The organism is Allobosea sp. P5_A5, assembly GCF_056400625.1.
In genome coordinates this window covers 612,746-628,099 of sequence record NZ_JBFUKY010000001.1, presented here as the reverse complement: position 1 = coordinate 628,099, position 15,354 = coordinate 612,746, and the positions used below count along the sequence as shown (strand labels likewise).

Genomic DNA, 15,354 nt, shown 5'->3' with positions numbered 1-15,354 from the left:
CGGCAGAGTAAGCCGGTACGGTCGAGCCCGAAGACCCGGACCGCAGCGTTTGCGGAAGCGCTTACTGGGATAGCGCCTTCTTGCCTTCGATCTGGCGCTTGGCGACGTAGTCGCTCGTGCCGAGGCTGTACTTGCTTTCGCCAGAGACCATAAGGCCGGCGCCTTCCGCCTTCAGGATCGCGGTGTTGACGGCCTTGAGGAAGGCGGGCTCGCCCTTGCGGACGCCGCCTGCGATTGGAATGAACTCGAAGGCGTCGAGCGCGATCTTGTACTTGTCCTTCCAGCCATCCTCCGTGACCTTCGTATTAAGGTTCGGGCCGTCATAGGCGATCGCTTCACAGCGGCCAGTCTGGAAGGCGTTGTAGATCTCGGCGGTGCCGACGAAGAGGACGAGGTCAGCACCCCATTTCTCTGCCAGCATGCGGTTGTAGAGATTGCCCTGGCTACCGCAGATCTTCTTCCCGCGGATGTCTTCCCAGGACTTGTAGGTCGCTTCCTTCGGCGACAGCAGCACCATGCCGGCCATGGAATAATATTCCTCGGTGAATTCGATCACCTTGCCGCGGTCTGCCGTCTTGCCGAGTGTTGCGAAGATCACGTCGATGCGGCCGGCATTTAGCAGTTCGATCCGGTTGGACGCGACAACCGGGACCATCTCGATCGCGGTCTCTGAACCGAACATGTCCTTTGCCACCGCACGGGCGAGATCGACCTCGAAGCCGGTGTTCTGGCCCTTGGCGTCGAGGAAGCCGAAGGGATTGTAGTCGTTGCGGATGCCGACGACGAGCTTGCCGCGCTGCTTGACACGGTCGAGTTGGTCGGCATGTGCGGCGCCGACCACGAGACCAGCAGCGAACAGGGAGATGGCAGCGAGCGTTGTTTTGAAACCCGGCAAGACGAAATCCCCTTTATTGAGAGCGCTCATGATCCCGGCGATCGAGGCCGGCGCTTATGAACGAGCATCACCTTGTGTTGCATAATTTCCCAATAGATAATTCTCTGATCAGAATAAGTAGGTCTTATACAGCGTCATGAATGTGCGCCAGATCGAGGCATTTCAGGCCGTGATGGCCACCGGCAGCGTCACCCGTGCCGGGGAGCGAATGAGTATTTCCCAGCCTGCCGTCAGCCAGCTGATCGCGCAGTTCGAGCGCGATTGCGGCTTCCGGCTGTTCGAGCGCCAGGGCAGCAAGATCGCGCCGACGCGCGAGGCCGAAGCGCTCTACAACGAGGTGCAGCGCATGTTCGTCGGCGTGGGTCAGATCGCGCGGGTCGCGGCGGCGCTGCGCGAGCAGAGCTGGGGGGCGGTGAGCTTGGCGGCCTTCCCCGCGATCGCGCGCAAGATCGTGCCCAGAATCGTCTGGGCCTTCTGCCTCGCCCATCCAGAGACCCGCTTTCGCCTCGAGAGCATGCGCTCCCGCAGCCTGATTGATGCGGTAGCAGCACAGCATGTCGATATCGGCCTTAGCTTCCTGCCGGGGGATCGGACCGAAGTTGAGAGTATCCATCTGCAGCGGTTGCGGGGTCTTTGCATCCTGCCGCACTCGCACCGGCTGGCCGGGCAAGAGGTGATCAATGCCGACGATCTGGCCGGCGAGGATTTCGTCTCGCTTGGACAGCAGGATCATTCGCGCCTCATCATCGACCGCGTCTTCGACGAGGCCAAGGTTAAGCGCCGCTCGCGCATCGAGGCGGGCCAGTCGGAGACGGCCTTCTCGTTCGTCGCGGCCAATGCCGGCGTTGCGCTGGTCGATCCGATCAGCGCGCACAACAACGAAGACGCTACGGTCGCGATCCGCCGCTTCGAGCCTCCGGTCTATTTCGACATATGGCTGATCCGTCCCAAGGCGTCGCGCCCCTTCAATCTCGTCGAAGGTTTCGTGACTTTCCTGCGCGAACAACTGGCCAAGTTCACGGCGGACATAGAGCCGGGAGACGACGCCCAGCGCTAGAACCGACGGGATAAATACAGCGAGAGACCGGAAGCCGCCACCGTCATCACGCCGGAGGCGATGAAGACGACAGGCAATGGCAGGACGAGCAGTAGCACCGCGAAGAGACCGGCGGGAACAATCTGCGCCACGTCGCGATAGGTGCTGAAGATGGGCGTCATCCGCATGCGCTGATGGGGGCGCACCGCGCGCAGGAACAGGACATTGCCCATGCCGTCGATGGCACTCATCGCGAAGGCAGCGACGAGCAGCATCGCTGCCGCGCCGTAGGCGCTAAGTGTTGTGAGTGGACCGACGGCGATCGTGCACAGGCCGCAAAGGGCATAGCCGGACATCAGGACGTTGCGCGTGCCCAATCGACGGGCAAGCCGCCCCCAGAGCGGTGCGAGCAGCAGCAATGTCGAGCCGAGCGACACGAGCATGCCGCCTGCGGACAGGCCAAGCCCGTAGCTCATGGCGAAGATCGGCGCATAAACGAGATACATGCACCACCACGCCGCTCGAGCGACCGCGAGCAGCCATGCCAGACGGAGACGCGGCTGAGCCCAGAACCGGCCCAGATCGGCCCTGCTCGGCGCGATCGATGCGGCTTGGGCCGGGGGCGTCGGGCCTTGTGGCTTCAGCCGCATGAGCAGCAGCGGCGTCAGCAAGGCGCAGGATGCGCTTGTCGCCAGTGGCAGCCAGGGGCAGGTCGACTGCGCCAGAGAGACGCCGAGCCATGGCCCGATCGCATAGCTCGCACCGGCCAGAAAGATCCGCCTCGGCTCGAATGCGGAGAGGATGCGCCGGGGAACATATTGCAGGACATAGAGGCTCATCACGTTCTCGAAGGTCAGCACCATCAGAACATGCAGAACGAGGCCGATGGCCAGTCCGAAGCCAGAGGCGGTACCAAGCGCCACGGCCGAGCCGACCCCGCTCGCCGCCGCGCCGATCAGGACCATCGAGCGGCCGAGCCGCGACAACAGCCAAGGCAAAGCAACACTCGCGGCGATGCCGAAGAGGCTGGCAACGAAATAGAGTTCGCTGACCCGCTGTGCCGTCCCCAGCATCGCATAGGCGACGACCGGGATCAGCGTGATCACCATCGTGCGCGCCAAGACCGTCAGCGCATAGATGCCGACCAGCCCCCATTCCGAGGGCATGACCGGTTCGGGTAGTGAAGGCGAGCCCTCCAAGCTGCCGGCCTCTGCGATCAGGGGCGAGGGCCGCGGCCCTGGCAGAGCTCGGCGGCGACCAGATCCTCCAGCGAGCAGCCGACGGATTTGAACAGCGTGATGTCGTCGTCGGCCATCCGCCCGGCGACGGCGCCCCGCGTGAGGTCGAAAAGGTCGCCGGCGATGTCCTGGGGGAGGAGAACGCCGCGCGCGATCGCCTGCACGATCTCGCCGGCCTCCGCTTGCGCGCCCTCGCGCGTATCGACGAAAACGCGCGCACGCATGATGGCCTCGTCGTCGGCCTCTCGCATCGTCGGCGTGAAGGCGCCGACGAGATCGAGATGGGCACCGGGCTGTAGCCAGGCGCCATGGATCAGGGGATCGGCGGCCAGCGTCCCGCAGGAGATGATGTCTGCCTCCCGTACGGCCAGTTCCAGATCGCCGGCGACCGTGGCGCCGAGACCGAGTCCGGCGAGCACGCCGACGATTTCTTCCGCCTTGCGGGGATCGCGACCCCAGACCTGCACGCTTTCGATGGGCCTGACTGTGGCGTGGGCTTGTGCGAGCTTCGGCGCGAGCCGTCCGGTTCCGACCACCAGCAAGCGCCGCGACGCTGGCCGCGACAGAAAGGTCGAGGCCAGGGCGGAGGCAGCGGCGGTCCTCCTCGCAGTCAGTTCACCGCCGTCGAATGTCGCCGCGATGGCGCCGGTCCGCGCATCGATGAGCAGGTAATGCGCGCCGACCGCTGGTAGTCCGCGTGTTCCATTGTCCGGGAACACGGTCACCGTCTTGAGGCCGATATACCGGCCCGGGCTCCAGGCCGGCATCAGCAGCAGGGTCGCATCGCGCTCGCCCGGCACCGGCACCGTATAGTGCGGGCGCGCCGGGCTTGTCGCCCCGCGCCGGAAGCCGTCCCTGAGCACCTCGACCAGCGAGGGCCAGTCGAGTGCGGCTGCAACGTCGCTGTCGCTGAAATGAGGCATCGCAAGGCTCCGGATGGCTAGACGATGCGGAAGGTCGGAAGCGGATAGCGCGCCGCCTCCGGCAACGGCAGCGTCTCGACCTTTGCCTTGCTCTTCACGGCAGCCGGATCCGCCGTGATCACGCGTCCGAGTAGGCTCGCCCCCTCTTCGAGTGCGATCTCGGCCAGCATGATCGGCACTTCCTCGTTGAAGGAGGGATGGTTGGGGCGGGTAATCAGCGAGAAGGACACGATCTCGCCACGTCCTGAGGCTTCTGTCCAGATCAGGTCTGTGGAGCCAGTATAGGGACAGATCGGGCGCGGATAGAAGAAGGCCGGCCCGCCTTCGCGGCTGCGCTGCAGGAGAAGTTTGCCTTCGCGCCATCCGGCTAGGAAGGCCGCGTTGTCCTCATCCTCGAAGGGCTGCGGATAGTCGGGTTTCTCGATCACTGCACGACCTCCAGGATGATGCTGCTGGCGGAAAGGCCATGGCCATAGCCGACCATGCCATATCCCGCCACGAGCCCGCGCCGGGCGTTGGAGACCTGGCGGCCTTCCGCCTCGCCACGCAATTGCCGGACGGCCTCAGTGACGCTGAGCAGGCCGCCCGCGATGCCGGCCTGGCCGCAGGAGAGCTGGCCGCCGCCGGTATTCAACGGCAGGCTTCCGTCCCATGAAAAGCTGTTCTTCGCGAGGAAGGCGCTGACTTCGCCCTTCTTGCAGAACCCCAGATCCTCGAGCTGGATCGCGACCATGATCGGATAGTCGTCGTAGAGCTGCAGGAGATCCATGTCCTCCGGACCGTATCCAGCCTTGTCGTAGAGCTTGCCAGCAAAGGTTTCCCAGCCGCCCCGGAGCGGCGCGACCTCCATCGGCGGATGGTTGTGACGCTCGAAGCCGGCAAGGATCCTGACGCCCTTTCCGGGCGGGGCGCGGTCCAGGGTCGTGACCACGACGGCCTCGGCGCCGGCACAGGGCAGCACGCAGTCATAGAGGCAGATCGGATCGGCGATGACGCGCGCATTCATGTAGTCGTCGATCGTCATCGGCCCTCGCAGCAGGGCGTGTTCGTTCTGCCGGGCACTGCGGCGCTGGTCCACGGAAATCCTGCCGAGATCTTCCCGGCGCGTGCCATATGTCTCCGCATGCTTGCGCTGGATGATGCCGAACAGGCCGTTGGCGCCGCCAAATCCGGTCGGCGTGCCGTAATTGCGCAGGCCGCGGCTGAAATTGTCCATCAGCTTGAAATGCCCGCTGACATCGTAGTTGTCGCCGGCGATGCAGAGGACGGTGGTTGCCTGTCCGCTCTCGATCGCATGTTTGGCGTTGATGACGCTGGCGATCGGGCCGGCGCTGCCCGCCGTACCGAGATAGGCCCAGGAGATCGAGAGGCCGAACTGCTCTGCCGTTGTCACGGTGTTGTCGGGCGGGAGCTCGAAGGAGGAAATCGCCAGCCCGTCGACGTCCTTGAAGGTCAGGCCGGCCGAATCCAGAGCGTTCCGCCCTGCCTCCGCCAGGAAGGAGAACAGCGTGCGGCTGGTCCGCTTCTTATAGGCCGTGTGGCCGTAGCCAGCTATTCCGATACTGCTCGTCGTCATATCGTCCTCGGTCAGATGATGTTGCCGCGCCGCAGCGCATCCAGTTCGCCCGCGGAGAGGCCGAGCCAACCGCCAAACACTTCGTCGTTGGCGGCACCCGGGTCGCGGCCGGTCCAGCGGATCGTGCCGGGGGTTTCGCTCAGTTTGGGGACCGGAGCCGGCATACGGATCGGCCCCAATTGTTCATCGACCATCGTCCGGATCGCTTCTCGTGCCGCAACATGGGCATCGCCCAGCACATCGGCGATGTCGTTGATCTTGCCGGCGACAACCTTGCTGGCGACCAGCTTGGCGAGCGCCTGTTCGGTCGTCTGCGTCACCATCCAGGCGGCGACTGCGCCATCGATCGCGTCGCGATGGGTCACCCGGTCCGCCATGCTGCCGAAGCGCGGATCGGACTTCAGTTCGGGCCGCTCCATCGCATCGACGAGGCCCTCATAGATCCGTTGCGACCCGCAACTGATCGCTATCGCCCCGCCATCGGCCGTCGCATAAACGTTGCGCGGCACGTCCTCTTCCATCTGGTTACCGAGGAGCGGCTTCTTCTGGCCAGTCTGGTCGAAGCGCACCACGACGGATTCGATGATCCGCAGCAGCGGCTCGTACAGCGCCACATCGACGATCTGGCCCTTGCCGGTCTGTTCGCGTCGATGAATCGCCGCCATCGCTCCGAATGCACCGAATATCCCGGCCAGATAGTCCCCCATCGGGAAGGCCGATACGGTGGGCCCCTTGTCTGCATGCCCGGTAAACGAGGCCAGGCCGGAGAACGCCTCGGCGATCGTGGCATAGCCGCCCTGATCCTTGTTCGGGCCGGTCTGGCCCCAGCCGCTGACGCGGACCCAGACGATGCGCGGGAAGCGTTCGCTCAGCTCAAGCGGCGAGAGCCCCCAGCGCTCAAGCGTGCCGGGACGGAAATTCTCGATGACGATGTCGCTCTCGCCGATGAGCTTGAGGGCAAGATCGCGCGCCTCGGGCCGCGAGATATCGAGTGTCACGGCGTGCTTGTTGCGCGCCATGGTCTTCCACCACAGGGCCACGTCGTCCTTGTGCGGCGGCCATTCCCGTAAAGCATCGGGCTTGCCGGGCTTCTCGACCTTGATTACGCGCGCGCCGAAGTCGCCCAGCATCGAGCCGACGAAGGGCCCCGCAAGCATCGAGCCCAATTCGAGGACCTTGAGATCGGATAGCGCGCCTGCTGGCGCCGGGGCAGAGTCTGTCGTTTGGGTCATGGCGGGCCTGTGCGATCGGTGGAATGGTTTGACGTCTGCGTCGGGCAACGGCGCCGTTTTATTTTTGCGAGGCCGCCACGCGGTCGATGCCTACGAAGACGTCGAGCAGCACGACGGCGACGATCGCGACATAGATCGTTGCGGCCGAGATCGCGGCGACCATCGGATCGATGGCGTATTGCACGTAGTTGAACAGCTTCACGGGGATCGGCATCAGCGCCGCTGTGGTGTTGAAAATGCTCAGTTCGACATTGATCCAGGAGATGATCAGCGCGAACAGAGCGCCTGCGACCAGGCCGGGCTTGATGATAGGCAGCGTCACCAGGAAGAAGGTCGAGAACCCTGAAGCGCCGAGGTCCAGCGCAGCCTCCTCGAGCGTCCTGTCGAAGCGCGCCAGTGAGGCGAGCACAGTTCGCAGGATATAGGGCACGACGATCACGACATGGCCGACGAGAAGCGCCGTGTAGCTGCGGGCAAAGCCGAGCATGCTGGCATATTGCAGCAGCGCCGCGCCGATCACGATCGTCGGCAGGATGAGCGGGGCCAGGAAGATCGTGTTGACGATGCGCATGCCGGGCAGCGAGCTGCGCGTGATCGCCAGCGCCACCGGCAGGCCGATGAGTACGGCGATGGCCGTCGAGGCGAAGGCGAGCGACGCGCTGAGGCCGATCGAGTCCAGATAGGAGGTGTCGGCGAGGAAGCGTTCATACCAGCGTAGCGTGAAGCCGACTGGTGGGAAGGTCAGATATTCGGTCTCGGTGAACGAGATGGCGACGATGATGATCAGCGGAAGTGCAAGGAAGGCGAGACCGGCCCAGACTAGCGCCACCAGCAGAAAACGGCCGATGCGTTCCGAGAGCGTCATCATCCGTTCACCACCTGGCGGCCGGAGGGCTGCCGCTCGATGAAGAGGAGGGAGAACGCGATCAGGACCAACGTCACCACGAGTAGGCCGACCGCAAGCGCCGCGCCGAAGTTGAAATCAAAGAGCGAACCGTATTGCTCGAAGATCGACATCGCCATCACCACGCTCCGGCCACCGCTCATGATGCTGGGGACGACATAGGCGCTGACGGCCAGGGTGAAGACGATGAGCGAGCCGGCGACGACACCGGGCAGGCTGAGTGGGAACGTGACCCTGGCGAAGGTTGCAATGCGGCTTGCGCCAAGGTCGAGCGAGGCTTCGATCAGCGACCGGTCGATCGTCTGCAGCACGCCAGCGACCGTCAGCACCATAAAGGGCACGAGGATATAGGTCAGGCCGATCACAATGCTCAGCTCGGTGAAGAGGATCGGCATTGGCCGCTCGGTCAGTCCGAGCGTCATCAGCGTCGTGTTCACCAGGCCCTGCCGCCCGAGCAGGATCATCCAGCCGAAGGAGCGCACGATGTTGCTCGTGAACAACGGCATGATGACGAGGATGTAGCAGAACCGCCGCGCCGCCCGACTCTGTACAACGGCTACGATGTAATAGGCGATCGGATACCCGATCAGGAACGACACCAGGGTTGCCAGGAGCGATAGCTTGAAGGTGACGTAGAGGACATTCGGATAGTAGCTGTCGCCGAGGATGCGCGCGTAATTCGCCAGGCTCCAGGCGCCGGCCCTGTCCTGGAAGCTAGCCATCACGACGACGCCAAACGGCACCAGGAAGAATGCGGCCATGAACGCGAGCGGAGCGCCGATCATCAGCGCAGCCCAGAAATTGCGGATTCTCATCGGGTCAGGACCTGACCGCTGTCGCAATGCCAGGAGAGCGTGACCGCGTCGCCGGCCGCAAAGGAGGCCGCACTGACCGTCGCGGTTTGCTGCGCAACGAACCCGAGCCCGCCCGCCGTCACCGCATAGATGCGCAACGCATTGCCGACGAACACGACATCCGTCACCCGCGCCGGAACGGCGACGGCTCCGGTAGCGGTCGGGAGCGTCACTGCGCTGACCGTGATAGCCTCGGGTCGCAGCAGATAGGTCACTTGGGCCGCGACCGCTGCCTTGTGCGTCGCCGGGACTGAAAAGCCGCCGCGCAGGTCGAGATCGCCGGTCGCGGCGACCTCCGCCTCAAGCAGATTGGCATCGCCGATGAAGTCCGCGACATAGCGTTCGGCCGGGGCATGGTAGATCTCGCGCCCGGGCCCGATCTGCGCGATGCGGCCTGACTCCATCACGGCAATGCGGTCGGCCATGACCAGCGCTTCTTCCTGGTCATGCGTCACAAAGATGAAGGTGATGCCAAGCCGCTGCTGGAGGGCCTTGAGTTCGATCTGCATCTGCTTGCGCAGCTTCAGGTCGAGCGCCCCGAGTGGCTCGTCAAGCAGAAGGACCTTAGGCTTGTTTGCGATTGCGCGCGCCAGCGCCACGCGCTGCTGCTGGCCTCCGGACAGCTGGGTCGGAAAGCGCTCGGCATAGGCGCTCATCCCAACTGTGGCCAGGCATTCCTCCACGATCGCACCCGCGGCGCGAGCGCTGGCGCCGGCTCGGCGCGGGCCGAATGCAACATTCTGGGCCACGGTGAGATGCGGGAACAGCGCATAGTTCTGGAAGACGGTGTTCACTGGCCGGCGGTTTGGCGGCAGGCGTTTCATCGAGCGTCCGTCGATCAGGATGTCCCCCTCGCCGATCTCGACGAAGCCCGCGATCGAGCGCAGCAGAGTCGTCTTGCCGCACCCGCTAGGCCCTAGCAACGCCAGGAATTCGCCCTCCGCGACATCGAGCGAGATGTCGTTGAGCACCACCAGATCGCTGTAGCGTTTGGTGAGGTGGTCGACCCTGATGAAGCTGTTCGACATGCGTGCCGGCAATCAGGTGATTGGGATCTGGATATTCATCAGCGGCACGTGCTGCTGGCAGCCATACATGTCGCCTTCGCCGGACGAGCCCTGGGCTCGCGGCCGCTTGATGGTGATCTTGATGGCGTTGGCCATGTCGATCTCGAAGAAGGACGAGATCTCAGACACCGGCAGGCCATAGGCCTTGGCGACCGTTTGGGGTGTGATCGCTCCTGATGACCGGATCAGCTCGTAGTTCGCCTTCTCCTTGCACAGGATGTCGAAGGTGATCCGGTAGGGGCCGGCGTTCTTGCTGCGGACGATGTCCGCGATCTCGCGCAGGGGACGGGTGGCCATGTCAGAGCTCCTCGAAGGTAACGGGGAAAAGTTCGGTCGGCGACGTGACCTTCATCAGGTGGTAGGCGCTGAACTCGTAGACGGGGCCGACATCGAGGTCCGACGGCGAGTACGGGAAGGCGAGATTGCCCGAGGGGTTGATGATGCCATCATAGTGATGGTGCAGCATCGCGCCGCTGATCTGGTGGCAAGCGGCGTGCGCCAGCTCCTGCGTCGCGGCCGTGACCTCGATCACCAGCCCGACCTCGCGTTGCGGACCGGATTCCCGTTCCAGCTCCTTCATGACACCATCGCGGCCATAGACGTGGAACTGGATCGAAATGGGCAGGGGAGCAAAATACGCGCTCGCCCGCTCCTTGAGCTGATCGAGAATGCCGTCCAGCGCGGCGATCGTCGTGGGGCAGCGGATGCCGGCGATCGAGATCGAGCGGTATCCTGCGAGGCGGGCGCCTTCGAGTTTGACGTAATAATCCTCTGTTTTGGTCAACTTCGCGCCCCTGACGCGAACCTGGCGCTCGCCGAGCTGCTCGAACGAACATGCCGACAGGTCGATCTCGTGGCCGGGGCCGCCCTGCTTGAACGGATTTTCGCGTTCGTAGAGCGAGTGCGCCGAAACCGATTTCACCGAGGCGCGCCGGTTGATGCTGCCGGGTTCGAGCACGAAGCTGTCCTCGTGGATCGTGCCGAGCATGACGTCCATCGCGAACGGCTCGGCCGAAAAGGCTCCGCATTCGAGGATCTTGCCCATATGGATCGCCAAAGCGGGATCGGCGCCTTTCCAAATAGGATAGGCAGCGATCACCGAATCGTCGCAGGCACGCCCGGCGATGATGACGTCCGCTCCGGCGTCGAGCGCTGCGCAGATCGGCTCGTGCCCCATTTGGGCGACAAGGGTCACGGTCTCGTCGAGAGCCTCTTGCGTCAGCGTGTAGCCGGCTTCGAAATCGATGATCTCGCCGCTGGCGACCGCGCGTTTCGCCCGCTCGATCGGAATGTCGGAGCGGATCGTGGCAAGCTTCAATGACAGTCCGTTTTCGAGCGCAATCTCGCGGACGAGCGCGGCGGTACGGTCGACCTGAACGCCCGATCCGGCGCCGCCGACACTGCCGACGATGATGGGAATGCCCGCCTGCCGGCCGGCAATGATCAGGGACGTCAGCTCTCGCTTGATGCTGACGTCGGAGACCAGCGGCTTGCCGGAGCCAAGATAATGCGGACCGGGATCGGTCGAGCCGGCATCGACGGCGATGACCGCCGGATTCAGCGACATGCCGCGCGCCAGCGCTTCGTCGCCGAAGCCATATCCCAGCGTCCCAGTCGGCGTGAGTACGGTAATGGCAGTCATCTGAGCCTCGTTCGACGGGCCGCCGATGCTGGAAATGCGCCAGCTCCGCGCCGTGTGTCGGTTATGCCCGCCATTGAGGCCGCGACCCGCGGCAAGGGTCAAATAGCTTGTTCGGCGTCAGCCATAACCAGCGGATATGCGTAAGCGCCGTGACGCCGAAGGCGATGCCGCGCTTACGGCTCGTCCCCGATCGATCTCGCCATCTCGGCTAGCTTTGCGGCGAGCTGCAGGCGGACATGGTCGATCAACGCCTGCGTTGCGAGCGAGGGCTGCCTGAAGCTTGGCGTCAGGACCCAGATGTTGAAATCGACCACCGGGCGAAATGGGCGCACGATCAGTTCGTCCCTGCCGAAGCCCTCCGTGCTCAACGGATCGACGATGGAAACGCCGACACCGCTTGAGACGAAGGAGCAGCAGGCTTCCGTCAGCTGCACCTTGATGACGATGTTGCGCTCCGATCCGCTCTCGCTGAAGACCTGGTCGATCTGGAGCTGTGCGCGGTCTTCGTCGACCATGCCGACGAAGCGTGCATTGTGCAGGTCACCGGCATGAATGATCTCTCGCGCCGCCAGCGGGTGATCCGGCGGCAGGACGCAGACAGCCCGCATCGAGCACAGCTTGTCGAAACGGACGCCTGGGCGATCGAGTGCGAACATGCCGAAGCCGACGTCGAGCCCCTGCGTCGCCATGGTCTCGACCAGGAGCCACGAGTTGCGGCTCGACATTTCGATGCGCAGGCCCGGCCGGGATTTTAGAAATCCGCCGAGGATCGGCGGCAGCACACGCGACGCCAACGACGGATAGCAAACGACATTGACCTTACCATAGTCAAAATCCCTGATCGCGCGTGCGCGAGCCGAAACGGAATCGACGCCGAGAAAGACCCGCTTCACCTCCGAATGGAGCATCTGGCCTTCTGCGGTCGCAATCACGCCGTTCTTCTGCCGATGGAACAGCGCGAAGCCGCATCGCCGTTCCAGCAGGAAGACCAGCTTGCTGACTGCGGGCTGCGACAGGCCGAGCCTTTCGGCTGCCCGGGTGAAGCTGCCGAGCTCCATGATCGCCTTAAAGGCTTCGAGTTGGCGGATATTCATAGCCGGAGGTTATCTCAGATGCCTTGATTTCAATTTGATGCTGCGCGCCCGGCGCGGCCTGATGCGTGGACCAGGGGAACGATGCCAAAATGGCGAAGGAGAAGCTATGCCGGGGATGAATTCATACATGCTGTCGAAGGCCGCGCTTGTTGCGCTGCTGGCGGCTGCGCCGGGCGCCGTCATGGCGCAGGAATCGATCACGGTCGCGACCTATGGCGGCGAGTGGGGCGCTGCGATGCAGGCCTGCATCATCGATCCCTTCACGCGCGACACCTCGATCCGCGTCGTGCCCGAGCCGGGCGTGTCCGGGGTAACGCTGAGCAAGCTGCGCCAGCAGAAGGACGCGCCTACCCTCGACGCGGTCTGGATCGATGGCGGCGTCTCCGAGATTGCAGCTGGCGACGGGGTGATCGCCTCCGTCGATCCAACGAAGGTAACCGCTGTGTCCGGCATGATCCCGGAAGGCGTCTACAAGGGCGCCGACGGCAAGATCTTCGCGCTCAGCACGGGCTTCTATTCGCTGGGCCTGGCCTACAATGCGCGCGACATCAAGCAGGCGCCTGTGTCTTGGCTCGATCTGTGGAAGCCCGAATTTGCCGGCGCGGTAACCTTCCCCAGTCCCTCCAACGCGATGGGCGTTCCGTTCATCGTGCATCTGGCGGGCCTGACGGGCGGCAGCATCGACAATGTTGCCCCGGCCTTCGAGAAGCTCAAGCAACTCAAGGTCGCCGCTTATTTCGATACGGCAGGGGCAGGCACCAATCTGTTCCAGAGCGGCGAGATCGTCGTCGGAGCGCACTATGCGAGTTCGGCCTACGCCCTGCGCGACCAAAAGCTGCCGATCGCCTTCGTCGTGCCGAAAGAGGGTGCAATTGGCGGCGACATCCGCCTCCATCTCGTCGCCAACAGCAAGAAGCAGGCGCTGGCCGAGAAATTCATGAACTATGCGATCGGCACGGCGCCAGCGCAGTGCATGGCCGAGCGCATCTATGTCGGCCCGGCGACCACAAATGTGGCGCTGTCGGAAAACGCCAAGCAGCGCATGCCATGGGGCGCCGACGGCTCAATCAAGAGCCTCGCCCTCCCGGATTGGGTCAAGATCAACGCCAACCGGGCCGCGATCATCGAGGCTTTCAATCGCACGGTGGTCGCAAAGAAGTAGGCGTTTCGGCCAGGACTAGGACCTGACAAATGGGCTGCAGCGTTGGACGCTGTGGCCCAAGTCCGGTCGCATCCATCGACATGAGAGCGGAGCCGATTCATGCTGGATGACAAGCGGTCGCACGGATTGTGGGAGCTTTCCGCACCGCCGCCACCGAAGACGAGGCCGCTGCAATGCCACGTCTCGGCCGATGTCGTCATTATAGGGGCCGGCTATACCGGACTGTCCGCTGCACTCCATCTGGCGAAGGGCGGGCGCAAGGTCGTGATACTCGAAGCCGCCGAAATCGGCTTTGGCGCGTCCGGCCGCAATTCCGGCTTCGTCAATGCGGGGCTTTGGGTCATGCCGGACGACCTGATCGCCACGCTCGGCCCGATCTATGGAAACCGCCTGATCGGTCTGCTCGGCGAAGCGCCGCGCGAGGTGTTCGCGCTGACACAACACTATGGAATAAACTGCCAGGCCGACCATCGCGGCACTTATCATTGCGCCGTCGGCGTTGGCGGGCTGAAACAGCTTCGCGAACGTCAGATGCAGTGGAGCCGCCTTGGCGTCAAGGTCGAGCTGCTGAGCATGGCCGAAACGCAATCCAGGACCGGAGCGACAGGTTATGCCGGCTCGCTGTGCGATCCGCGCGCCGGCACGATACAGCCGCTCGCCTATGCGAGGGGGCTGGCGAGTGCCGCCATCAGCGAAGGGGCGACGATCCATACTGCGAGCGCCGTGACGTCTCTCGACCGCAGCAACGATGGCTGGCTGGTCAGGACGGCCGGTGGCAGTGTGCGTGCAGGCTGGCTGGTCATGGCGACGGACGCCTATTCGGCTGGCCCGACCTCGGCGATCCGAGAGGAGCAGGTGCATCTGCCATATTTCCACGTCTCGACTGCCCCGCTCAGCCACAATGTTCGCAACACCATCCTGCCGAATGGCGGTGCGGGCTGGGACACCAAGACGGTCTTGAGTGGATTCAGGCTGGACGCAGAGGGCCGCTTGATCGTGGGCAGCGTTGGGGCCTTGCGCGGGACAGGACTCAAGATTCATGCTGCCTGGGCCAAGCGTCACATCCGCAAGCTGTTTCCACAACTCGGTGAGTTCGAACTAGAGACGGAATGGTACGGCAAGATCGGCATGACGCCCGATCATCTTCCGAGGCTGCACTCTTTCGGACCGAACGCGGTCGGCTTTAGCGGCTATAACGGGCGGGGCATCGCGCCGGGCACCGTGTTCGGGCGCGAACTCGCGCGGCTTGTGCTTGGCGAAGTCGATCTTGACGGCATGCCTTTGCCCGTCTCGAAGATCGCCCCGCCAGCGTTCCGCGCCGTAAGGGAAGCATATTACGAATTCGGCGCCCAGATCGCGCATTTGCCGATGGCGCCGATCTCTTAGGATGGGGAGCCCTTTGGTCGCAAAGCCGAAGTTCGCAATCACGGCTTCAGCGAACGGTGCCGGTAAGTGCCTGCTCTAGGAAGTTTTGGGTGTTGACTACAGCCCTAAGTCCGCAATCGGCGGATCTTGCCCGGGCGAACGGCTGGCGATTTTGGCCCATTGCCGACGTTTGGAACGTCTGTTTCCGGGCGAGTTTCAACGGTTGGCGGGCTAGCAACGGAAGTTGGCCATCCCGACGCCTGGAGAGTTCGCATTCCGGCTCGCTATCTTCGTAGCCTCGCCGTGAACCGCTGAGGCAAATCTAGGATAATTCTCGACGTCCGTGGTGGTGAGCTGCCCGCCCCG

15 protein-coding genes are annotated in these 15,354 nt (G+C 63.9%); 3 read left to right on the top strand and 12 right to left on the bottom strand.

The features are described from left to right. Positions 1–61: 61 nt before the first annotated feature. Entirely contained in the window at positions 62–925 is an 864-nt protein-coding gene (locus AC1DR6_RS03020) for a transporter substrate-binding domain-containing protein (protein WP_476827685.1), read from the bottom strand. Between the two features lie 106 nt (positions 926–1,031). Between AC1DR6_RS03020 and AC1DR6_RS03015 the strand changes: the two genes are divergently transcribed. Next, positions 1,032–1,952 (top strand): LysR substrate-binding domain-containing protein, encoded by a 921-nt coding sequence (locus AC1DR6_RS03015; protein ID WP_476827684.1) that lies wholly within the window; start codon positions 1,032–1,034, stop codon positions 1,950–1,952. On the opposite strand, the gene AC1DR6_RS03010 is transcribed toward AC1DR6_RS03015, so the two are convergent. The 11 genes from AC1DR6_RS03010 to AC1DR6_RS02960 all read right to left on the bottom strand — a co-directional run bounded on the left by AC1DR6_RS03010 (position 1,949) and on the right by AC1DR6_RS02960 (position 12,461). Next, complete coding sequence (locus AC1DR6_RS03010; protein ID WP_476827683.1) at positions 1,949–3,097, bottom strand: MFS transporter; 1,149 nt, start codon at positions 3,095–3,097, stop codon at positions 1,949–1,951. The two genes, AC1DR6_RS03015 and AC1DR6_RS03010, sit on opposite strands and share 4 nt — an antisense overlap. A 50-nt stretch (positions 3,098–3,147) precedes the next feature. Continuing rightward, a complete protein-coding gene (gene lhpI, locus AC1DR6_RS03005; protein WP_476827682.1) occupies positions 3,148–4,092 on the bottom strand; it encodes a bifunctional Delta(1)-pyrroline-2-carboxylate/Delta(1)-piperideine-2-carboxylate reductase in 945 nt (314 codons plus the stop codon). Positions 4,093–4,109: 17 nt separating this feature from the next. Beyond that, positions 4,110–4,520 (bottom strand): Zn-ribbon domain-containing OB-fold protein, encoded by a 411-nt coding sequence (locus tag AC1DR6_RS03000; protein WP_476827681.1) that lies wholly within the window; start codon positions 4,518–4,520, stop codon positions 4,110–4,112. Beyond that, a complete protein-coding gene (locus AC1DR6_RS02995; protein WP_476827680.1) occupies positions 4,517–5,668 on the bottom strand; it encodes a thiolase family protein in 1,152 nt (383 codons plus the stop codon). The genes AC1DR6_RS03000 and AC1DR6_RS02995 overlap by 4 nt, the downstream gene beginning before the upstream one ends. Before the next feature lie 11 nt (positions 5,669–5,679). Then, positions 5,680–6,900, bottom strand: coding sequence for a CaiB/BaiF CoA transferase family protein (locus AC1DR6_RS02990; protein WP_476827679.1), 1,221 nt, complete (start codon positions 6,898–6,900; stop codon positions 5,680–5,682). A gap of 58 nt (positions 6,901–6,958) precedes the next feature. Next, on the bottom strand, positions 6,959–7,768 hold the full coding sequence (locus AC1DR6_RS02985) for an ABC transporter permease (RefSeq protein ID WP_476827678.1): 810 nt from the start codon (positions 7,766–7,768) through the stop codon (positions 6,959–6,961). After that, positions 7,765–8,619, bottom strand: a complete 855-nt coding sequence (locus tag AC1DR6_RS02980) for an ABC transporter permease (protein WP_476827677.1) — start codon at positions 8,617–8,619, stop codon at positions 7,765–7,767. Before AC1DR6_RS02980 ends, AC1DR6_RS02985 begins: the two co-directional genes overlap by 4 nt. Next, on the bottom strand, positions 8,616–9,686 hold the full coding sequence (locus AC1DR6_RS02975; RefSeq protein WP_476827676.1) for an ABC transporter ATP-binding protein: 1,071 nt from the start codon (positions 9,684–9,686) through the stop codon (positions 8,616–8,618). The genes AC1DR6_RS02980 and AC1DR6_RS02975 overlap by 4 nt, the downstream gene beginning before the upstream one ends. Before the next feature lie 12 nt (positions 9,687–9,698). Next, entirely contained in the window at positions 9,699–10,022 is a 324-nt protein-coding gene (locus tag AC1DR6_RS02970; protein ID WP_476827675.1) for a DUF4387 domain-containing protein, read from the bottom strand. A 1-nt stretch (position 10,023) separates the two neighbouring features. Then, entirely contained in the window at positions 10,024–11,367 is a 1,344-nt protein-coding gene (locus AC1DR6_RS02965; protein ID WP_476827674.1) for an acyclic terpene utilization AtuA family protein, read from the bottom strand. A 173-nt stretch (positions 11,368–11,540) separates the two neighbouring features. Next, on the bottom strand, positions 11,541–12,461 hold the full coding sequence (locus AC1DR6_RS02960) for a LysR family transcriptional regulator (RefSeq protein ID WP_476827673.1): 921 nt from the start codon (positions 12,459–12,461) through the stop codon (positions 11,541–11,543). A gap of 115 nt (positions 12,462–12,576) precedes the next feature. Here AC1DR6_RS02960 and AC1DR6_RS02955 point away from each other — a divergent pair, with 115 nt between their 5' ends. Further along, a complete protein-coding gene (locus AC1DR6_RS02955) occupies positions 12,577–13,623 on the top strand; it encodes an ABC transporter substrate-binding protein (protein ID WP_476827672.1) in 1,047 nt (348 codons plus the stop codon). A gap of 99 nt (positions 13,624–13,722) precedes the next feature. Further along, a complete protein-coding gene (locus AC1DR6_RS02950) occupies positions 13,723–15,009 on the top strand; it encodes an NAD(P)/FAD-dependent oxidoreductase (RefSeq protein WP_476827671.1) in 1,287 nt (428 codons plus the stop codon). The last annotated feature ends 345 nt before the right edge of the window (positions 15,010–15,354 follow it).

What these genes read in the sequence shown, in the direction of transcription:
- lhpI (WP_476827682.1), bottom strand. Translation starts at nt 4,092, where the DNA reads ATGCCTCATTTCAGCGACAGCGACGTTGCAGCCGCACTCGACTGGCCC.
- AC1DR6_RS03020 (WP_476827685.1), bottom strand. Translation starts at nt 925, where the DNA reads ATGAGCGCTCTCAATAAAGGGGATTTCGTCTTGCCGGGTTTCAAAACA.
- AC1DR6_RS02950 (WP_476827671.1), top strand. Translation starts at nt 13,723, where the DNA reads ATGCTGGATGACAAGCGGTCGCACGGATTGTGGGAGCTTTCCGCACCG.
- AC1DR6_RS02955 (WP_476827672.1), top strand. Translation starts at nt 12,577, where the DNA reads ATGAATTCATACATGCTGTCGAAGGCCGCGCTTGTTGCGCTGCTGGCG.
- AC1DR6_RS02960 (WP_476827673.1), bottom strand. Translation starts at nt 12,461, where the DNA reads ATGAATATCCGCCAACTCGAAGCCTTTAAGGCGATCATGGAGCTCGGC.
- AC1DR6_RS02995 (WP_476827680.1), bottom strand. Translation starts at nt 5,668, where the DNA reads ATGACGACGAGCAGTATCGGAATAGCTGGCTACGGCCACACGGCCTAT.
- AC1DR6_RS02990 (WP_476827679.1), bottom strand. Translation starts at nt 6,900, where the DNA reads ATGACCCAAACGACAGACTCTGCCCCGGCGCCAGCAGGCGCGCTATCC.
- AC1DR6_RS02975 (WP_476827676.1), bottom strand. Translation starts at nt 9,686, where the DNA reads ATGTCGAACAGCTTCATCAGGGTCGACCACCTCACCAAACGCTACAGC.
- AC1DR6_RS03015 (WP_476827684.1), top strand. Translation starts at nt 1,032, where the DNA reads ATGAATGTGCGCCAGATCGAGGCATTTCAGGCCGTGATGGCCACCGGC.
- AC1DR6_RS02980 (WP_476827677.1), bottom strand. Translation starts at nt 8,619, where the DNA reads ATGAGAATCCGCAATTTCTGGGCTGCGCTGATGATCGGCGCTCCGCTC.
- AC1DR6_RS03010 (WP_476827683.1), bottom strand. Translation starts at nt 3,097, where the DNA reads ATGCCCTCGGAATGGGGGCTGGTCGGCATCTATGCGCTGACGGTCTTG.
- AC1DR6_RS02985 (WP_476827678.1), bottom strand. Translation starts at nt 7,768, where the DNA reads ATGATGACGCTCTCGGAACGCATCGGCCGTTTTCTGCTGGTGGCGCTA.
- AC1DR6_RS02970 (WP_476827675.1), bottom strand. Translation starts at nt 10,022, where the DNA reads ATGGCCACCCGTCCCCTGCGCGAGATCGCGGACATCGTCCGCAGCAAG.
- AC1DR6_RS02965 (WP_476827674.1), bottom strand. Translation starts at nt 11,367, where the DNA reads ATGACTGCCATTACCGTACTCACGCCGACTGGGACGCTGGGATATGGC.